A 17,026-nucleotide genomic window follows, 5' to 3' on the forward strand; every position below is an offset into this window, starting at 1 on the left:
GGTTTGTTGTCCAGGGTGCGTTTCGATCTCGACACGCTCAAGCGGCTTGCGCAGTTTGCCGCGCAACGCAGCAGCGAAGACCGCATTCCGCAGGTGGCCGGCAGCCTCACGTTCACTACCATGCTCGCGTTGGTGCCGCTCGCCACTGTCGCGTTCGCGCTGTTCACGGCGTTTCCGATTTTCAGTTCGTTTCAGGAGTCGCTGCAGTTCTTTCTCGCCGACCACCTGATGCCCGCGCAGCTGAACAGCCAGATATTCAAGTATCTGAACCAGTTCGCGTCCAAGGCCAAGGGCCTGACGACGATCGGCATGATCCTGCTGTTCCTCACGGCCGTCATGACCATGATGACCGTCGAATCCGCCTTCAACGTGATCTGGCGGGTGCGCAAGGCGCGGCCGATCGCGCAGCGGGTCCTCGTCTACTGGGCGATCATCACGCTCGGGCCGATCCTGATCGGCGTGAGTCTGTCCATTTCCTCGTATCTGTTCACGCAGTCCATGACGTTCACGGCGGCGCAGCGCATGACGCCCGTCATCGAATGGGCGCTGACCGGCGCGGCCCTGCCGCTGACGGCAGTCGCCTTCACGATTCTCTACGTGTATTTGCCGAACTGCCGCGTGGAATGGCGCGACGCGGTGATCGGCGGCGTAACGGCCGCCATTGCCTTCGAACTCGCCAAGCGCGGCTTCGGTTATTACGTGCGCCGCATTCCCACTTATACGGCGGTGTACGGCGCGTTCGCCGCGGTGCCGCTGTTCCTCGTGTGGATGTACCTTTGCTGGTTCATCACGCTGGCCGGCGCGATGATCGCGTCCGCGTTGCCTGCCATCCGTATCGGCCAGTTTCACCGGCCGACGTTCGAGGGCAGCGATCTGTTCGACTCGCTCGAATTGCTGGCCCGTCTTGCCGAAGCACGCGACGCCGGCAAACCCGGCTACACCTTGCCGGAACTCTCGCGCATGCTGCGGCGGGACATGGGCACCACGACCAACCTGCTGCTCAAGCTCGAAGAGATCGAATGGATCGCGCGCCTGCAGGAGGACAACATGCGTCCGCACTTTCTGCTGCTGGCGAACCCGGCGCAGATCACGGTGGAACGCCTGTTCAACATGTTCGTGATCGACCGGGCCGAGCTCACCTATCAGCTCGAACTGGATTCGACGCGCGTGGATAGTGCAACGCTGCTTGCCGCGCTCGACAACGACCGCCTGAAGGTCACGCTCGCCGCGCTGCTGGCCGCGCGCGCGGCGGCCAAGGCGGCACGCGGTCAGACGGACGAGCAGGATGCCTCTTCGATGCCGCAGCAGGCGGCCTGAAACGGCGCGCGCAACGTTGCGCCGTGAGCAGACTACAGCGATATCTTGCCGATGCAGATGTCCTTGAACATGACCCAGTCGCCCATCAGGCTGTAAAGCGGATGCCGGAAGGTAGCCGGCCGGTTCTTTTCAGAGAAGAAGTGCCCGACCCAGGCGAAGCCGTAACCGCACACCAGGGCTGCGGGCAACCACAGCCAGTCGCCGGTTGCGAGCGCCATGGCGAGGCAGCCGATCACCCCCAGCGAGCCGACGAAATGCAACCGCCGCGAGACCGTGTTGCGATGCTCGCTCAGGTAATACGGGTAGAACTCCGCGAAACTCGCGAAGTGATCGGTGTGCGCGGTCTGAGCCATCACGGCCTCCCAATTCGACGTGCGTCGACTCCTCGCGGACTGCTGTCGCGGCCTTTGCGGCCGGCGGCGCGACAGTCACGCTGCTCGAATCATTGTGCGGCTATCGGGCAACGCGCGCAACCTGGCCATTCGGCCAATGGTGCGCAGCGCGGCAGGTGGTTAAGCTAACTGTGTCAGGCGATGCGAACCCAGCTGTGTCGCGGAACCTGCCGGGCCACTAGAGCGCGGCCTTCGCGGGCTGTCGTGCGAGGCCGAACAATGCGTCGAGCGTGGCGTCGGGTTGCTCCGACATGAGCGCGTGCCCGGCGTCCAGCGTCACGGTGTCGACCGGCATGCCCGCCTGCGCGAGGGCCTGCGCAAGCGCTTTGGCCGCGCGCGGCGGCGTCATCGCGTCGCGCCGGCCGACGACGAGCCGCGTCGGGCAGCGCACCTCGGCGGCACGCGCGAGACCGTCCGCGTAATCGTTGCAGGCGGTGAAGTCCGTGTGAAAAAGCTGGGCTTCGCCGCGCGCCGATACCCGCTCCATCAGCCGCTGGTTCATGCCGTGCAACCAGAAGCCGGGACCGGGGCACGACGGCTTGGCGGCGATGCCCGAATGCGACCAGACGTTGACCATGCCGATCGCCTCGGGCTCGCGATTCGCGGCGGCGTCGAGCAGGGTGTCGGAGACGGCCATCGGCATGGCGGTGGCGAGCAGCGCGAGATGCGTCACGCGATCCGGGTAGCGGCCGGCGAAATCGAGCGCGACCAGCGAGCCCATGCTGTGACCGGCAACGAACGCGCGTTGTACGTTGGCGGCGTCGAGCAGCGCGGCCAGCCAGTCGGCCATCGCCGCGACGCTGGTGAGCGCCGGCCCGGCGCTGCGGCAGTGGCCGGGCAGGTCCACCGCCAGCACGCTGAAACCGTGATGCGCGAAGTAGCGCGTCTGCAAAGCCCAGACGCTATGGTCGTGCTCTGCGCCGTGAATGAAAACGGCAGTGGGCAGGTTGGCGTCGAACGGTTTGCCGCCGGTGTACGCGTAGGCGGCCTTGTCCTGAACGGTGAGGATCATGCGGACTCCTTTCCCGCTGAAGCTGAAGTTGACGCTGAAGCAGCGGAGGCAGCGGAGGCAGCGGAGGCAGCGGAGGCAGCGGCGGTTCGGGGCGAGCCCGCGCCTGCCGCTTTCTGCGCGGCTTTCAGTGCGCGCTTGAGATCGTCGATCAGGTCGTCGGGATCTTCCAGACCGATCGACAGCCGGATCGTGCCCTCGGCGATGCCGGCTGCGGCGAGCGCGGCGGCGTCCATGCGGAAGTGCGTTGTAGATGCGGGATGGATGACCAACGAGCGCGCGTCGCCCACGTTCGCCAGGTGCGAAAACAGCGTAAGCGCTTCGATGAAGCTGCGCCCGGCGGCGCGGTCGCCACGCAGATTGAAGCTGAACACAGCGCCCGCGCCGCGCGGCAGCAGGCGTCTGGCAAGCGCGTGATCCGGGTGCGAATCCAGTTCGGGATACGCCACCGTTTCGACTGCCGGATGCGCGGCCAGAAACTCGACCACCTTGCGCGTATTGGCGACGTGCCGTTCCATCCGCAGCGGCAGCGTCTCGATGCCTTGCAGCAGTTGCCAGGCCGCCTGTGGGTGCAAACAGGCGCCGAAGTCGCGAAGACCTTCGCGCCGCGCGCGCAGCAGGAACGGCGCGACCGTGCTTTCCTCGGTGAACACCATGCCGTGGAAGCCCGCGTAGGGTTCGGTGAATTCGGGGAAACGGCCGGAAGCGTCGAAGTCGAAGGTGCCGCCGTCCACCAGCACGCCGCCGATCGTCGTGCCGTGGCCGCCAAGGAATTTGGTGGCCGAGTGGTAGACGAAATCCGCGCCGTGCTCGAACGGCTTGAGCAGGTAGGGCGTGGTGAAGGTCGAATCGACCAGCAACGGCACGCGATGCTCGTGCGCAATCTGCGCGACGGTCGCGATATCGAGCACGTCGAGGCCCGGATTGCCGAGCGTCTCGCCGAACAGCAGACGCGTGTTCGGACGCAGCGCGGCGCGCCAGGCGTCGAGATCGCCCGGCTTGACGAAGGTGGTTTCGATGCCGAAGCGTCGCAGCGTGTAATGCAGCAGATTGTGCGAGCCGCCGTACAGCGCGCTGGAGGCGACGATATGCGCGCCGGCGCCCATCAGCGTGGCGATCGCCAGATGCAGCGCCGCCTGGCCGCTCGCCGTGCCGATTGCGCCCGCGCCGTTTTCGAGCGCGGCGACCCGCTCCTCGAATACTGCGACGGTCGGATTCGAGATGCGCGAATAGACGTGGCCGGCGCGTTCCATATTGAAGAGCGCGGCGGCGTGGTCCGAGTCGCGGAACGAAAACGAGGTAGTCTGGTAGATCGGTGTGGCGCGCGCGCCGGTGGTGGGGTCGGGAGCGGCGCCGGCGTGCAGCGCAAGCGTATCGAAACGGTTGGCGGACATCCTGGACAGCGGGGCCACGGACGGCCTCGCGAAAGGTGAAAGTGCCGGCCATCCTAACATCGGCGCGGATCGCATCAAGCGCGGTTTTCCCGATGTTGGGGCATGGCGATGGCGTGTATCGCGTTGTCCGGGCCGCGCGTTTGCGTGTCGGCGGGGGGGCGATAGTGGGTCCGCAGCGAGTCCCTAGTGGGCCGGAAATGGGTTGTTAGCGTGCCGCGCGCGCGCCACCGCCACCTTCCAGACGCGCCGCGCGCAGGTGGCGAACGCCCGCCGCGCCAAGGTGGGCGGGCCGCTTTCCTTTTATGGGCCTTTCCGCTAGGATCGAAAATCATTCATGCATTACCAGCTTAGCGGGCATCTCGGGAGACAGATCATGCGAGTCAGCGACATCCTCAAGGTCAAAGGCAACACCCTTTTCACGGTCACGCCGGATATGACGTTGCATGACGCCGTCAATACCATGGCCGAGCACGACATCGGTTCGCTGGTGGTCATGGAATACGGCGATCTGGTCGGCATGCTGACCTTTCGCGAGATCATCCTCACGCTGAGCAAGAACGGCGGCAGCGTCGGCACCTCCACGATCCGCAAGGTCATGGACGACCATCCGCTCACCTGCACGCCGGAAACCGACGTGAACGAAGTGCGCCGCATGATGCTCGAGCATCACGTGCGCTACCTGCCGGTCATGGAAAGCCGCACGCTCATGGGCGTGATCTCCTTTTACGACGTCGCCAAGGCCGTCGTGGAAGAGCAGGGCTTCGAGAATCGCATGCTGAAGGCTTACATTCGCGACTGGCCGGAAGAGCAGCCGCAGGAACAACAACCGGCGCGTTGATGCACGGTGGCTCACACGGCGGGCAAAACGTTGCTGTGAGCTAGAACAGGCGGTGAAGGCGCGCGCGAAAGCGTGCGCCTTTTTTGTGTCCGCGCGGCCGGGAAGTCGGAGCTTCGCCGTGCGCGCGGCTTCTTCCCTTGATGCGCTTTCTGTCCGATTCCGCGAACTTCATGAGCGATCGTCCAATACCCGCTGCCCGTCGCGCCGCACGTCACCCCGAGGCGCACGAGTCCCAGTTCCGTCTGCTCGGGCAGCGCCGTTTCGCACCGTTTTTCTGGACCCAGTTCCTCGGTGCGATGAACGACAACGTGTTCAAGATCGGCTTCACGTCGCTCGTCACCTATCAGGCCGCGCTGTTTTCCGGCGTCGATGCCAGCACGGCGGCGTTCCTGATTTCGGCCATCTTCATTCTGCCTTTCGTGCTGCTGTCGGCCACATCCGGTCAGATCGCCGACAAATACGACAAGGCGATGCTCACCCGTTTCGTGAAGAGCTTCGAGATCGTGGTCATGCTGATCGGCGGCACGGGTTTCTGGCTGCATAGCGCGCCGCTGCTGTATCTGTGCACGTTCCTGATGGGCGTGCACTCCACGGTGTTCGGACCGGTCAAGTATTCGTACCTGCCGCAGCATCTGTCGAAGTCGGAACTGGTGGGCGGCAACGGCATGGTCGAGATGGGCACGTTCGTGGCCATTCTGATCGGCACGATCGTCGGCGGCGTGGCGGCGGGTTTCGTCGCGCACGGTGCGGTGGTGCTGGCTTGCGCGTGCGTCGCTATCGCGCTGGTCGGGCGGCTGGTGTCGAACTTCGTGCCGGTCACACCGGCCGCGCAGGCGGATCTGCGCATCAACTGGAACCCGGTCAGCGAAACGTGGCGCAACCTGAAGCTCGCGCGCGAAAACCGCACGGTGTTCCTGAGCCTGCTGGGCATTTCGTGGCTGTGGTTCGTCGGCGCAACTTTTCTCTCGTCGTTTTTCAGCTTCGCCAAGAACGTGCTGTCCGCCGATCCGGACGTCGTGACGGTGCTGCTCGGCACCTTTTCCATCGGTATCGGTCTCGGCTCGCTACTCTGCGAAAAACTGTCGAAGCGGCGCATCGAAATCGGCCTCGTGCCGCTCGGCTCGATCGGCATGAGCGTGTTCGGCATCGACCTGTTTTTCGCGAGCCATGCGCTGCCGCCGGCCGGCCATCTGCTGAGCGTCGGCGAATTTCTGGCGCGGCCCGCGCATTGGCGCGTGCTCGCCGATCTCTTCCTGCTCGCCATGTTCGGCGGCTTTTATAGCGTGCCGCTGTACGCGCTGATCCAGAGCCGCAGCCAGCCGAGCCACCGGGCGCGCATCATCGCCGCGAACAATATTCTGAATTCGCTGTTCATGATCGTTTCGTCGCTGATGGCGATGGGGCTGACGGCAGCCGGGTTCAGCATTCCGGCCATCTTTCTGGTCACGGCGCTGCTCAACATCGTCGTGGCCACGTATATCTACTCGCTCGTGCCGGAGTTTCTGCTGCGCTTCATCGCCTGGGTGCTGGTGCACACGTTCTACCGCATCCGGCTGGTGCACGCAGAACGTATTCCGGAAGAGGGCGCGGCGGTGCTGGTGTGCAATCACGTGAGTTTCGTCGACGCAATCGTCGTGATGGCCGAGAGCCCGCGGCCGATCCGTTTCGTAATGGACCATCACATCTTCAAGACGCCGTTCGCGGGCTGGGTGTTCCGTCATGCCAAGGCCATTCCGATTGCGCCCGCGCATCAGGACCCCGACTTGCTGGCGCAGGCCTACGAACGCTGCGCGAGAGCGCTCGCCGAAGGCGACCTGGTGTGCATCTTCCCCGAAGGCAAGCTGACGAAAACCGGCGACATGAATCCGTTCCGCCATGGCGTGACCGAGATCGTTCGCCGCACGCCCGCGCCGGTGATCCCGATGGCGTTGCGCGGTTTGTGGGGCAGCGTGTTTTCGCGTGCCGGCGAAACGCACTGGCCGCGTCCGATCCGCAAAGGCGTGATGAGCCGGCTGACGCTGGCCGTCGGCGAGCCGATCGCGCCGGACGAGGCGACGCCGGAAGCCTTGCAGCGGATCGTCGGCGAGTTGCGCGGGGCGCGAAAGTAGCGCGGCCGGGGCAATCAGTGGGTTTTGACGCGCAGGCGCGGGCATTCCGCGCGAGCCGCGCGGATGGGCGACCGCCGTTCGACCGGGCCGCGCGGGGGCTGGCATAATAGTGCTTTCCCCGCATTTCTTTTGGACGACGCCCATGTCCGGCAACACGCTCGGTACGCTTTTCACTGTGACCACCTTCGGCGAATCCCACGGCCCCGCAATCGGCTGCGTGATCGACGGCTGCCCGCCGGGCATGTCGCTCAACGAGGCGGATATCCAGTTCGAACTCGACCGCCGCAAGCCGGGCACGTCGCGCCACGTCACGCAGCGTCAGGAAGAAGACAAGGTCGAAATTCTCTCGGGCGTGTTCGAAGGAAAAACCACCGGTGCGCCCATCGCGCTGCTGATCCGCAATACCGATCAGCGCAGCAAAGACTACGGCAACATCGTCGAGACCTTCCGTCCCGGCCACGCCGACTACACCTACTGGCAGAAATACGGCATCCGCGACTATCGCGGCGGCGGCCGTTCGTCGGCGCGTCTGACGGCACCCACGGTGGCGGCGGGCGCGGTGGCGAAGAAATGGCTGCGCGAGCATTTCGGCACCGAGATTCGCGGCTACATGGCGGCGCTCGGTGAGATCGACGTACCGTTCGTCGACTGGTCGCACGTGCGCGAGAATCCGTTCTTCGCGCCGAATGCCGCGATCGTGCCGCAGCTCGAAGACTACATGGACGCATTGCGTAAAGACGGCGACTCGATCGGCGCGCGCATCAACGTCGTGGCGTCCGGCGTGCCGGTCGGCCTCGGCGAGCCGCTGTTCGACCGTCTCGACGCCGACATCGCCCACGCGATGATGGGCATCAACGCGGTGAAGGGCGTGGAGATCGGCGCGGGCTTTGCGAGCATTGCGCAACGCGGGTCGGTGCACGGCGACGAACTCACGCCGGAAGGCTTTGTCGGCAATCACGCGGGCGGTGTGCTCGGCGGTATTTCCACGGGCCAGGACATTACGGTGTCCATTGCGATCAAGCCGACCTCCAGCATCCGCACGCCGCGCCGTTCGATCGACAAAGCCGGTCAGCCGGCCATCGTCGAAACGTTCGGACGCCACGATCCGTGCGTGGGCATTCGCGCCACGCCGATCGCCGAATCGATGCTCGCGCTGGTGTTGATCGACCACGCGCTGCGCCACCGCGCGCAAAACGGCGACGTCGTCGTGAGCACGCCGAAGATCGCGGCCAGCGCGCCGTAACGCAGAGCGATTCGCGCCTTGCCGTCTTTGCCGACGCGCAAGGCGGCGGACATCGCGCGCCTCTCTTCCATGACCGATCCGAATATCACGCCGCCGGCTTCTACGCTCGCGGAATTGCGTGCGCGCGCGACCGCGCCGCAAGCCAGCGCTGCCGACTGCCTCGCGTTCGGTCAGGCGCTGCTCGCCAATGCCGGCCGCGACAAAGCCCGGCGTCAGGAAGCGCTCGCCGCGCTCGTGCGCGCCTATCAGCTCGACCCTGAACTCGACCGCGCCTGCGAACCCACGCTGCTGTCGACCATCGCGCAGACGGCGTTCATTGTGCGCGACTGGCCGCTCGTCGATGCCGCCACCCAACTGCTCCTCGCGCAAAACGCCGCGGACGCCAACGCGCTGGTCTGGCGCGCGGCCGCCGTCCAGCAACGCGACGAGTTCGACACCGCCGAACAACTGTTGCGCGAAGCCGTGCGTATCCTGCCGGACAATCCGGTGGCGCTTCATAAGCTGGCTTTGTGCGTGAAGGAGCAGGCGCGCTTCGACGAAGCCGAGGCGTTGCTGAAGCAAGTGCTCGCGTTGTCGCCCAACAATGCGCACGCGACGTTCGATCTGTCCGAACTCGAAATCCGCTCGGGTCGTTTCGCCGACGGCTGGCGTCATTACGAAGCGCGCACCGTGTTCGCCGACGACCTGAATCAGGCGCAAGTCGCGTTGGCCGAGATCAGCGCCCATTGGCAGGGCGAGTCGCTGGCCGGCAAGACGCTCGTCGTGTACGGCGAGCAGGGCAACGGCGATTGCCTGTGGGCGGTGCGCTTTCTGCCGTTGCTCGCCGAGCGTGCACGGCGCGAGGGCGGTCGCGTGATTTTTGGTCACGACGGGCCATTGCGGCATTTATTCGAACGGATGCTGCCGCCGGATCTGCCGCTCGAAGCGAGCCTTGAAACGCGGCCTGATTTTCACTGTGGCCTGATGAGTCTGCCGCTGCGTCTTGGCGTGTTCGACGCGAGCGGGTGGGGCGCGCCTTATCTGAGCGCGGACCCGCAACGCGTGCAGACGTGGCGCGAGCGCGTCAGCGCGCATACGGCGAATAAACCACTGTACCGAAAGATAGGTCTGGTGTGGAACGGCAATCCCGAACATATCCGCGACAAACGGCGTTCGGTACCGGTCGAACAACTCGAGCCGTTACTGCGCGCGCCTGGCGTGACGTGGTTTGCGTTGTCGCCGGGTCGCGGCGAGACGGTGGCGCAGTGGCGCACCATGGGAATCGAGGCGGTCGATCTGACGCATCATTTCCAGTCGGGCTTCGACGACGTCGCCGCGCTGATCGCCAACCTGGATCTCGTGGTCACGATCGACAGCGGTCCGGCGCATCTGGCCGGCGCGCTCGGCGTGCCGACCCTGCTCATGATCGACCATGTCTCCGCATGGTTCTGGGGTGACGAGTCTTCGTCGACCGCCTGGTACGACTGTGTCGAACTGGTGCGGCAGCCGGCCATCGGCGCATGGGCGCCGGTGGTGGCTGCCGTCCGTGAGCGGATCGCTCACATATTCGGATAGTTCGGGCCGCCGCCACCTTCAGGCGTCACCCACACGATGTTCTGCGTCGGGTCCTTGATGTCGCACGTCTTGCAATGCACGCAGTTCTGCGCGTTGATGACGAGCCGTTCGCTGCCGTCGTCGTTCTTCACGAACTCGTACACCTGCGCCGGGCAATAGCGCGACTCCGGTCCCGCGTAGGTCTGCCAGTTCACGTTCACCGGCACGGACGGATCTTTCAGCGTCAGGTGAGCCGGCTGGTTCTCTTCGTGATTCGTGTTCGAGATGAACACCGACGACAGCCGGTCGAACGTCAGCTTGCCGTCCGGCTTCGGATACACGATCGGCGTGCACTGCGACGCCGGTTTCAGCATCTCGTGATCCCAGTGCTGATGATGCAGCGTCCACGGCACGTTGCCGCCCAGCAGCTTCTGCTCGATACCGACCATCAGGGTGCCGAGGTACAGGCCCTTGCTCATCCACTGCTTGAAATTGCGCGCGCGGTACAGCTCCGTGTGCAGCCACGACGTCTTGAACGACTCCGGGTAGGCCGTCAGTTCGTCGCTCGTGCGACCGGCCTGCACGGCTTCGAAAGCGGCGTCGGCCGCCAGCATGCCGGTCTTGATCGCCGCGTGCGAACCCTTGATGCGCGACGCGTTCAGGAAGCCCGCGTCGTCGCCGACCAGCGCGCCGCCCGGAAACACCAGCTTCGGCAGCGACATCAGGCCGCCCGCCGTGATGGCGCGCGCACCGTACGACACGCGCTTGCCGCCTTCGAGCACCTTGCGGATTTCCGGGTGCGTCTTGTAGCGCTGGAATTCCTCGAACGGCGACAGATACGGATTCGAATAACCCAGACCGACCACGAAGCCCACCACCACCTGGTTGTTGTCCATGTGATAGAGGAACGAGCCGCCGTAGGTGTCGCTTTGCAGCGGCCAGCCGGCCGTATGCATCACCAGACCCGGCTTGTGCTTCGCCGGGTCGATTTCCCACAGTTCCTTGATGCCGATGCCGTAGACCTGCGGATCAACGCCGTCGCGCAGCTTGAATCTGTCGTTCAGCTGACGGCCCAGATGCCCGCGCGCGCCCTCGCAGAAGAGCGTGTACTTCGCGTGCAGCTCCATGCCCAGCTGGAAGTTTTCGGTGGGTTCGCCGTCCTTGCCGATGCCGAGATTGCCGGTGGCGACGCCTTTGACCGAACCGTCCTCGTTAAAGAGAATTTCCGCAGCCGGAAAGCCGGGGAAGATTTCCACGCCAAGCGCCTCGGCCTGCTGGCCGAGCCAGCGCGTCACGTTCGCGAGCGAAATGACGTAATTGCCGTGGTTCTTGAAATTGTCCGGCAGCGCCCAGACCGGCACGCTCTTCGACCCGGTTTCGGTGAGGAAGAGGAATTTGTCTTCGGTCACGTCGACCGTCAGCGGCGCGCCTTTTTCTTTCCAGTCCGGGATCAGTTCGGTGATGGCCCGCGGGTCCATGACGGCGCCCGACAGGATGTGAGCCCCGATCTCCGAGCCTTTTTCGAGTACACACACGCCGATCTCGACGCCTTTTTCAGCCGCCAGCTGCTTCAGGCGGATCGCCGCGGACAGGCCAGCCGGGCCGCCGCCGACGATCACGACGTCGTATTCCATCGACTCGCGTGGACCGTATTGCTCAATGAGACTTGCGGGGGTCATTGATGCTCCTCTTACCGTTAGAATGCTTTTTTCGGGATCGTATTGTGGGCGATGGTCCGTTGCACTGCAACCCGACGAGCCTAGATTAGCACGATCGTTCTATTTCATGATACGGTATCGACCCGCAGCGACGGTCTTACCGCACCTGTCAACCGCATCTGCAATAACAACCGAACAAGGGACGACTATGGGCCGTTCGATCAATCTGGAAGGCAAGGTCGCGCTGATCACCGGCGCTTCGAGCGGCTTGGGCAAGCGCTTCGCTCAGGTGCTTTCGCAGGCGGGCGCCAAGGTGGTGCTGGCAAGCCGCCGCACCGAGCGCCTGAAGGAACTGCGCGCCGAGATCGAAGCCTCGGGCGGCGCGGCGCACGTCGTTTCGCTCGACGTGACCGACTACCAGAGCATCAAGTCGGCGGTGGCGCATGCGGAAACCGAGGCCGGCACGATCGACATCCTGGTCAACAACTCGGGCGTGTCGACCACGCAGAAACTGTCCGAAGTGACGCCCGCCGACTTCGAATACGTGTTCGACACGAATACGCGCGGCGCGTTTTTCGTCGCCCAGGAAGTCGCCAAGCGCATGATCATGCGCGGCAACGGCGCGCAGAAACCGTCGTACCGGATCATCAATATCGCGTCGATGGCGGGTCTGCGCGTGCTGCCGCAGATCGGCCTGTATTCGATGAGCAAGGCCGCGGTCGTCCACATGACCAAGGCGATGGCGCTGGAGTGGGGCAAGCACGGCATCAACGTGAATGCGATCTGCCCAGGCTATATCGACACCGAGATCAACCACCATCACTGGTCCACCGAGCAGGGGCAGAAGCTGGTTTCGATGCTGCCGCGTCACCGGGTCGGCCAGCCGGAAGACCTGGACGGTTTGCTGCTGCTGCTGGCGGCCGACGAATCGCAGTTCATCAACGGGTCGGTGATCGCCGCCGACGACGGCTTCGGTCTGTCCTGAACGCCAACCTGAGCGCAGAGAGCTAGCCTGAGCGCGAGTCCGCGCGGAGCCGGACCCGCCGGGGCGCGCTTCTGGCCGATCAGGCGGCCGCGCTTTCAGCCGCGCATTCAGCGGCGTATTCAGACGCTCACCCAGCCACATTAAGGCACCGTTGGGAACACTGTTTTACATTCGCCGGCCTTCTTTACCGCGAGGGCCGGCGTTATCTTTTGTCCATTCCGGCCCGCGCGCCGGTTCATCCGGTTTCACCGGTTTCAACCTGTCAAAGAAGTACGATGAGCGATTTTCACGCAGTTTTCGAGATGTCGATGCCGATCCGCTGGGGCGACATGGACGCGTTTGGCCACGTCAACAACACGGTCTATTTCCGTTACATGGAGCAGGTGCGGATTTCCTGGTTCGAGGAACTGGGACTCGCCGGCAGCAACGCCGACGGCCAAGGGCCGGTAATCGTCAACGCGTCGATGGAATTTCTCAAACAGCTCCACTATCCGGGCGACGTAATCGGCCGCATGACGGTGGCGACACCCGGCCGCAGCAGCTTCGACACGCGTTTCGAACTCGTGCGCGCCGACGATCCCACGACCGTCTACGCCCGTGGCGCGGCACGCTGCGTCTGGATCGACTACGCGGCGGGCAAGTCCGTGCCGGTGCCGGATCTGCTGCGCACGACCATCGAGCGCGCCGCGCTCGTCAAGGCAGCCTGAGGCGCCGCTGGCGTTTCCGCTTTTCTCGCGGCTGCGTCAGTGGCCGAGCAAACGCTGCAGCAACTCCGTGGCATTACCCGTATCGTATTTGCGCATCAGCCGCGCCCGGTAGACGTCCACCGTGCGCGGGCTGATGTCGAGCGCCCGGCCGATCTGCTTGCTGGTTTTGCCCGTCACCAGTTGCGCGGCGATCTCCCGTTCGCGCGGCGTCAATTCGACGGCCACGCGCCGCGTCGCGCTCAGATCCTCGAATGTCCAGACACCCGCCGCGTGCGGATCGGTGCGCTGCTGCGCGCGTCCCGTGACGTGACACCAGAACAGTTCCCCGTTGGCGCGCTTCATGATGCGGTCGTCGGCATAGCTGCCTTGCGCGGTCATGATCGGCGGAATGCGCGCGCCGATCCGCTCGAATTCGTCCTCCGACGGATAGAGTATCTGGAACGACTGGCCGAGCAGCGCTTCGCGCGGACAGCCGAATATCGACGCCAGTTCTTCGTTGCAATCTTCGATGATCCGTTCGCGCGATAGCACGAGTCCGATCGGAGCGAGGTGGAACGCGGTTTGGTAATCCAGAGCGGGCATGGGCAGGCGGCAAGTACTTATGTATTTTTGCGTATTGTGCCGTACGCGGCCCGCAGCGTACTCTTTCGGGCATATGACAACGCGGCGAAGCTGTCCGTGGCAAGCGGTTGAACGGGCGCGAGGGAACACCCGGCGCATGGCTTGCTGGGGATGACTAGAATGACGTGTCGGGCGCGAGCCCGCGCAACGTCATAACAGCCGCAACGATCCGGATTCGGGTTTCCATAAAGGAAGGGACATACTGATGAACAAGGTCTATCCAGGCGCCGCCGAGGCGCTGAAAGACATCGTCAAGGACGGGCAGACGTTCGCCGTCGGCGGCTTCGGCCTCTGCGGCATTCCGGAGGCGCTGATCTCCGCGCTGCGCGATTCGAAGGTGCAGGGCATTACCTGCATCAGCAATAACGCGGGCGTCGATGGCTTCGGCCTGGGTCTGCTGCTCGAAACGCGTCAGGTCAAGAAAATGATCTCGTCGTACGTCGGCGAGAACAAGGAGTTCGAGCGCCAGTATCTGGCCGGCGAACTCGAACTCGAATTCACGCCGCAAGGCACGCTCGCCGAGAAGCTGCGCGCCGGCGGCTCGGGCATTCCGGCCTTCTTCACGAACACCGGCTACGGCACGCTGATCGCCGAAGGCAAGGAAACCCGTCAGTTCGGCGAGAACCACTACGTACTGGAGCACTCGCTCACTGCAGATGTCGCCCTCGTCAAGGCCTGGAAGGCCGACAAGTCGGGCAACCTGATCTATCGCCGCACCGCGCGCAACTTCAACCCGATGTGCGCGATGGCCGGCAAAATCACCGTGGCGGAAGTCGAGGAAATCGTCGAAGTGGGCGAACTCGATCCGGACGCGATCCACACGCCGGGCATTTTCGTGCAGCGCATTGTGCTCAATGCGAATCCGGAAAAACGCATCGAACAACGCATTGTCCGCGCGAAAGGAGACTGATCATGGCATGGACTCGTGACGAAATGGCCGCGCGCGCGGCGAAGGAACTGCAGGACGGCTTTTACGTGAACCTCGGCATCGGTCTGCCGACGCTGGTCGCCAATCACGTGCCGGCCGGTGTCGAAGTGTGGCTGCAATCGGAGAACGGCTTGCTGGGCATCGGCCCGTCGCCGACCGAAGAAGAAGTGGACGCCGATCTGATCAACGCCGGCAAGCAAACCGTCACCACGTTGCCGGGCTCGTCGATTTTTTCGTCGGCGGATTCGTTCGCGATGATTCGCGGCGGTCACATCAATCTGGCGATTCTCGGCGCCATGCAGATCAGCAAGAAGGGCGATCTGGCGAACTGGATGATCCCCGGCAAGATGATCAAGGGCATGGGCGGCGCGATGGACCTGGTGGCGGGCGTCAAGCGCGTGGTCGTGCTGATGGAGCACGTCGCGAAGGGCGACCAGCACAAGATTCTCGAAGAATGCACGTTGCCGCTCACGGGCGTGGGTGTGGTCGACCAGATCATCACCGACCTCGGCGTGATCGAAGTGACCGACGACGGTCTGAAGCTGACCGAACTGGCGCCGGGCGTCACGGTAGAGGAAATCAAGGCGAAAACCGGCGCGCCGCTGGATGTGAGCGCGGTGAGCTGACGTACAGCGGGCGCTTCGCCGTCACGGCGAAGTGAGCCGGCTCGATGGATTGCAAAACGGGCGGGACGCGAGTCCCGCCCGTTTTTTTACGTCTGTCGCGCGTGCGCCGGTCCGCCCGGACGCCTGGCAGCGCGGGCGAACGCCATTTGTCCTATGCCGGTCGGCCGATCCTTGTCGCGTGGCAAAGCGGTTTACAATCGTCCGCAGATAGACGTCCAGTGGGCCGCTGATCCAGCGCCGCCTCCTTCGCCGCGCTTTTTGCAAGGATTCCCCGATGACCGACACGTTTGCTTCCACCTCAGGGCGCCACGCGCCGCGTCAACGGTACGTGCAGTGCGCGAGCGCCGGCGGTCTGCACCGGATCGCCTACACCGAGTGGGGCGACCCGGCCAATCCGCGTGTTCTGCTGTGCGTGCACGGATTGACGCGCTCGGGGCGCGACTTCGACCGGCTCGCCGCCGAATTCGCCGGCACTTACCGCGTCGTGTGTCCGGATGTGGTGGGGCGGGGCTTGTCTTCCTGGCTGGTCAACCCCAACTTCTATAGCGTGCCGCAGTACGTTGCCGACATGGTGACGCTGATCGCGCGCCTGAATGTGGAAACGGTGGACTGGTTCGGCACGTCGATGGGCGGCCTGATCGGCCTGGCGCTTGCCGGCCTGCCGGAAACGCCGATCCGCAAGATGCTGCTCAACGACGTCGGGCCGCACCTGGAGCCCGTCGCCGTGCAGCGCATCGGCGACTACCTCGGCAAGCCCGTGCAGTTCGAAACGCTGCAGCAAGGTATCGACTACGCCGCGTTGCTCGCACAGAGCTTCGGCCCGCTCACGCCGGAAGAGTGGCGCGAAATCAATACGCCGCTTCTGCACGAGCAGGACGGCGTCTGGAAATTCCGCTACGACCCGCGCATCGCGCAACCGTTCGCCGCCACGACCGAAGAAGCCGCCCGGCTCGGCGAAGCCGCGCTGTGGCATTCGCTCGCTGCATTCCAGGGACCGGTGCTGGTGGTGCGCGGCGAGCAGTCGGACCTGCTGTCGCGCGAAACGGTGGCGAAAATGGTCGAGACCGGGCGCGCCACGTCGAGCGCGGAAATAGCCGGTGTCGGGCATGCACCGGCGTTTCTGTCCGCCGATCAGATCGACCTGGCCAGGCAGTTCTTTATCGGTAATGTTGCCGAAGCGTCATAATGTGCGGTTTCGCGCGACGCGCCTCGCGGCTCACGTTTTAAGGCGCGATGCGGAACGCATGTTCGATCATTCCTCAACCTAACTCAGGATTTTTCATGGCAGTCATTCGTCATCACGTCGGCAAGCGCCTTTCGGAAACCGCCGTGCATAACGGCACCGTGTATCTCGCAGGCCAGATCGCCGAAGACACGGATCAGGACATTGCCGGTCAAACGCGCGAAACGCTCGGCCACATCGACCGTCTGCTGGCCGAGGTGGACAGCGACAAGGCGCATCTGCTGTCGGTGCAGATCTACATCTCCGACATGGTCCATTTCGCCGGCATGAATGCGGTGTGGGACGAATGGGTCGCACAAGGCGCCACGCCGCCGCGCGCCACGGTCGAAGCGAAGCTCGCGAATCCGAAATGCCTCGTCGAGATCGTCGTCGTCGCGGCACAGCGCAGCTAGCATGCGGCGTGGCAGCCGGCGGCTGCCATCGT

The 17,026-nt window shown here is 64.4% G+C and carries 16 protein-coding genes; 11 read left to right on the forward strand and 5 right to left on the reverse strand.

Annotation, left to right across the window (positions count from 1 at the left end):
- Nucleotides 1-3: 3 nt before the first annotated feature.
- A complete protein-coding gene (locus P3T18_RS25530) occupies nucleotides 4-1,317 on the forward strand; it encodes a YihY family inner membrane protein (protein ID WP_429302741.1) in 1,314 nt (437 codons plus the stop codon).
- 32 nt (nucleotides 1,318-1,349) lie between these two features.
- Here the strand turns inward: P3T18_RS25530 and P3T18_RS25535 are convergent, their stop codons facing one another.
- The 3 genes from P3T18_RS25535 to P3T18_RS25545 all read right to left on the reverse strand — a co-directional run bounded on the left by P3T18_RS25535 (nucleotide 1,350) and on the right by P3T18_RS25545 (nucleotide 4,112).
- Complete coding sequence (locus tag P3T18_RS25535; RefSeq protein ID WP_429302742.1) at nucleotides 1,350-1,670, reverse strand: Mpo1-like protein; 321 nt, start codon at nucleotides 1,668-1,670, stop codon at nucleotides 1,350-1,352.
- 217 nt (nucleotides 1,671-1,887) lie between these two features.
- Complete coding sequence (locus P3T18_RS25540; RefSeq protein ID WP_429302743.1) at nucleotides 1,888-2,721, reverse strand: alpha/beta fold hydrolase; 834 nt, start codon at nucleotides 2,719-2,721, stop codon at nucleotides 1,888-1,890.
- Nucleotides 2,718-4,112 (reverse strand): O-acetylhomoserine aminocarboxypropyltransferase, encoded by a 1,395-nt coding sequence (locus P3T18_RS25545; RefSeq protein WP_429302744.1) that lies wholly within the window; start codon nucleotides 4,110-4,112, stop codon nucleotides 2,718-2,720. The genes P3T18_RS25540 and P3T18_RS25545 overlap by 4 nt, the downstream gene beginning before the upstream one ends.
- Nucleotides 4,113-4,485: 373 nt before the next feature.
- Here P3T18_RS25545 and P3T18_RS25550 point away from each other — a divergent pair, with 373 nt between their 5' ends.
- The 4 genes from P3T18_RS25550 to P3T18_RS25565 all read left to right on the forward strand — a co-directional run bounded on the left by P3T18_RS25550 (nucleotide 4,486) and on the right by P3T18_RS25565 (nucleotide 9,855).
- The gene (locus P3T18_RS25550; protein WP_429302745.1) at nucleotides 4,486-4,950 is read left to right on the forward strand and encodes a CBS domain-containing protein; all 465 of its coding nucleotides are present in this window, start codon (nucleotides 4,486-4,488) and stop codon (nucleotides 4,948-4,950) included.
- Nucleotides 4,951-5,120: 170 nt separating this feature from the next.
- Complete coding sequence (locus P3T18_RS25555) at nucleotides 5,121-7,058, forward strand: MFS transporter (protein ID WP_429302746.1); 1,938 nt, start codon at nucleotides 5,121-5,123, stop codon at nucleotides 7,056-7,058.
- Nucleotides 7,059-7,200: 142 nt separating this feature from the next.
- Entirely contained in the window at nucleotides 7,201-8,301 is a 1,101-nt protein-coding gene (gene aroC / locus P3T18_RS25560) for a chorismate synthase (RefSeq protein ID WP_429302747.1), read from the forward strand.
- Between the two features lie 69 nt (nucleotides 8,302-8,370).
- Complete coding sequence (locus tag P3T18_RS25565; protein ID WP_429302748.1) at nucleotides 8,371-9,855, forward strand: tetratricopeptide repeat protein; 1,485 nt, start codon at nucleotides 8,371-8,373, stop codon at nucleotides 9,853-9,855.
- On the opposite strand, the gene P3T18_RS25570 is transcribed toward P3T18_RS25565, so the two are convergent.
- Nucleotides 9,840-11,513 carry an electron transfer flavoprotein-ubiquinone oxidoreductase gene (locus tag P3T18_RS25570; protein ID WP_429302749.1) on the reverse strand — a complete coding sequence of 558 codons (1,674 nt, stop codon included), beginning with the start codon at nucleotides 11,511-11,513 and terminating at the stop codon, nucleotides 9,840-9,842. The two genes, P3T18_RS25565 and P3T18_RS25570, sit on opposite strands and share 16 nt — an antisense overlap.
- A gap of 187 nt (nucleotides 11,514-11,700) precedes the next feature.
- Here P3T18_RS25570 and P3T18_RS25575 point away from each other — a divergent pair, with 187 nt between their 5' ends.
- Complete coding sequence (locus P3T18_RS25575; RefSeq protein WP_429302750.1) at nucleotides 11,701-12,477, forward strand: SDR family oxidoreductase; 777 nt, start codon at nucleotides 11,701-11,703, stop codon at nucleotides 12,475-12,477.
- A 275-nt stretch (nucleotides 12,478-12,752) separates the two neighbouring features.
- Nucleotides 12,753-13,184, forward strand: coding sequence for an acyl-CoA thioesterase (locus P3T18_RS25580; protein WP_429302751.1), 432 nt, complete (start codon nucleotides 12,753-12,755; stop codon nucleotides 13,182-13,184).
- A gap of 36 nt (nucleotides 13,185-13,220) precedes the next feature.
- Here the strand turns inward: P3T18_RS25580 and P3T18_RS25585 are convergent, their stop codons facing one another.
- On the reverse strand, nucleotides 13,221-13,766 hold the full coding sequence (locus tag P3T18_RS25585) for a LuxR C-terminal-related transcriptional regulator (RefSeq protein ID WP_429302752.1): 546 nt from the start codon (nucleotides 13,764-13,766) through the stop codon (nucleotides 13,221-13,223).
- A gap of 244 nt (nucleotides 13,767-14,010) precedes the next feature.
- On the opposite strand from P3T18_RS25585, the gene P3T18_RS25590 reads away from it, so the two are divergent.
- From P3T18_RS25590 to P3T18_RS25605, 4 genes are all read left to right on the forward strand, one after another.
- Nucleotides 14,011-14,715, forward strand: a complete 705-nt coding sequence (locus tag P3T18_RS25590) for a CoA transferase subunit A (protein WP_429302753.1) — start codon at nucleotides 14,011-14,013, stop codon at nucleotides 14,713-14,715.
- A 2-nt stretch (nucleotides 14,716-14,717) separates the two neighbouring features.
- Nucleotides 14,718-15,359, forward strand: a complete 642-nt coding sequence (locus P3T18_RS25595; protein WP_429302754.1) for a CoA transferase subunit B — start codon at nucleotides 14,718-14,720, stop codon at nucleotides 15,357-15,359.
- A gap of 274 nt (nucleotides 15,360-15,633) precedes the next feature.
- The gene (locus P3T18_RS25600; RefSeq protein ID WP_429302755.1) at nucleotides 15,634-16,545 is read left to right on the forward strand and encodes an alpha/beta fold hydrolase; all 912 of its coding nucleotides are present in this window, start codon (nucleotides 15,634-15,636) and stop codon (nucleotides 16,543-16,545) included.
- A gap of 95 nt (nucleotides 16,546-16,640) precedes the next feature.
- Complete coding sequence (locus P3T18_RS25605) at nucleotides 16,641-16,994, forward strand: RidA family protein (protein WP_429302756.1); 354 nt, start codon at nucleotides 16,641-16,643, stop codon at nucleotides 16,992-16,994.
- Nucleotides 16,995-17,026 lie beyond the last annotated feature (32 nt).

The organism is Paraburkholderia sp. GAS199, from assembly GCF_050436585.1.
Classification (GTDB): domain Bacteria; phylum Pseudomonadota; class Gammaproteobacteria; order Burkholderiales; family Burkholderiaceae; genus Paraburkholderia.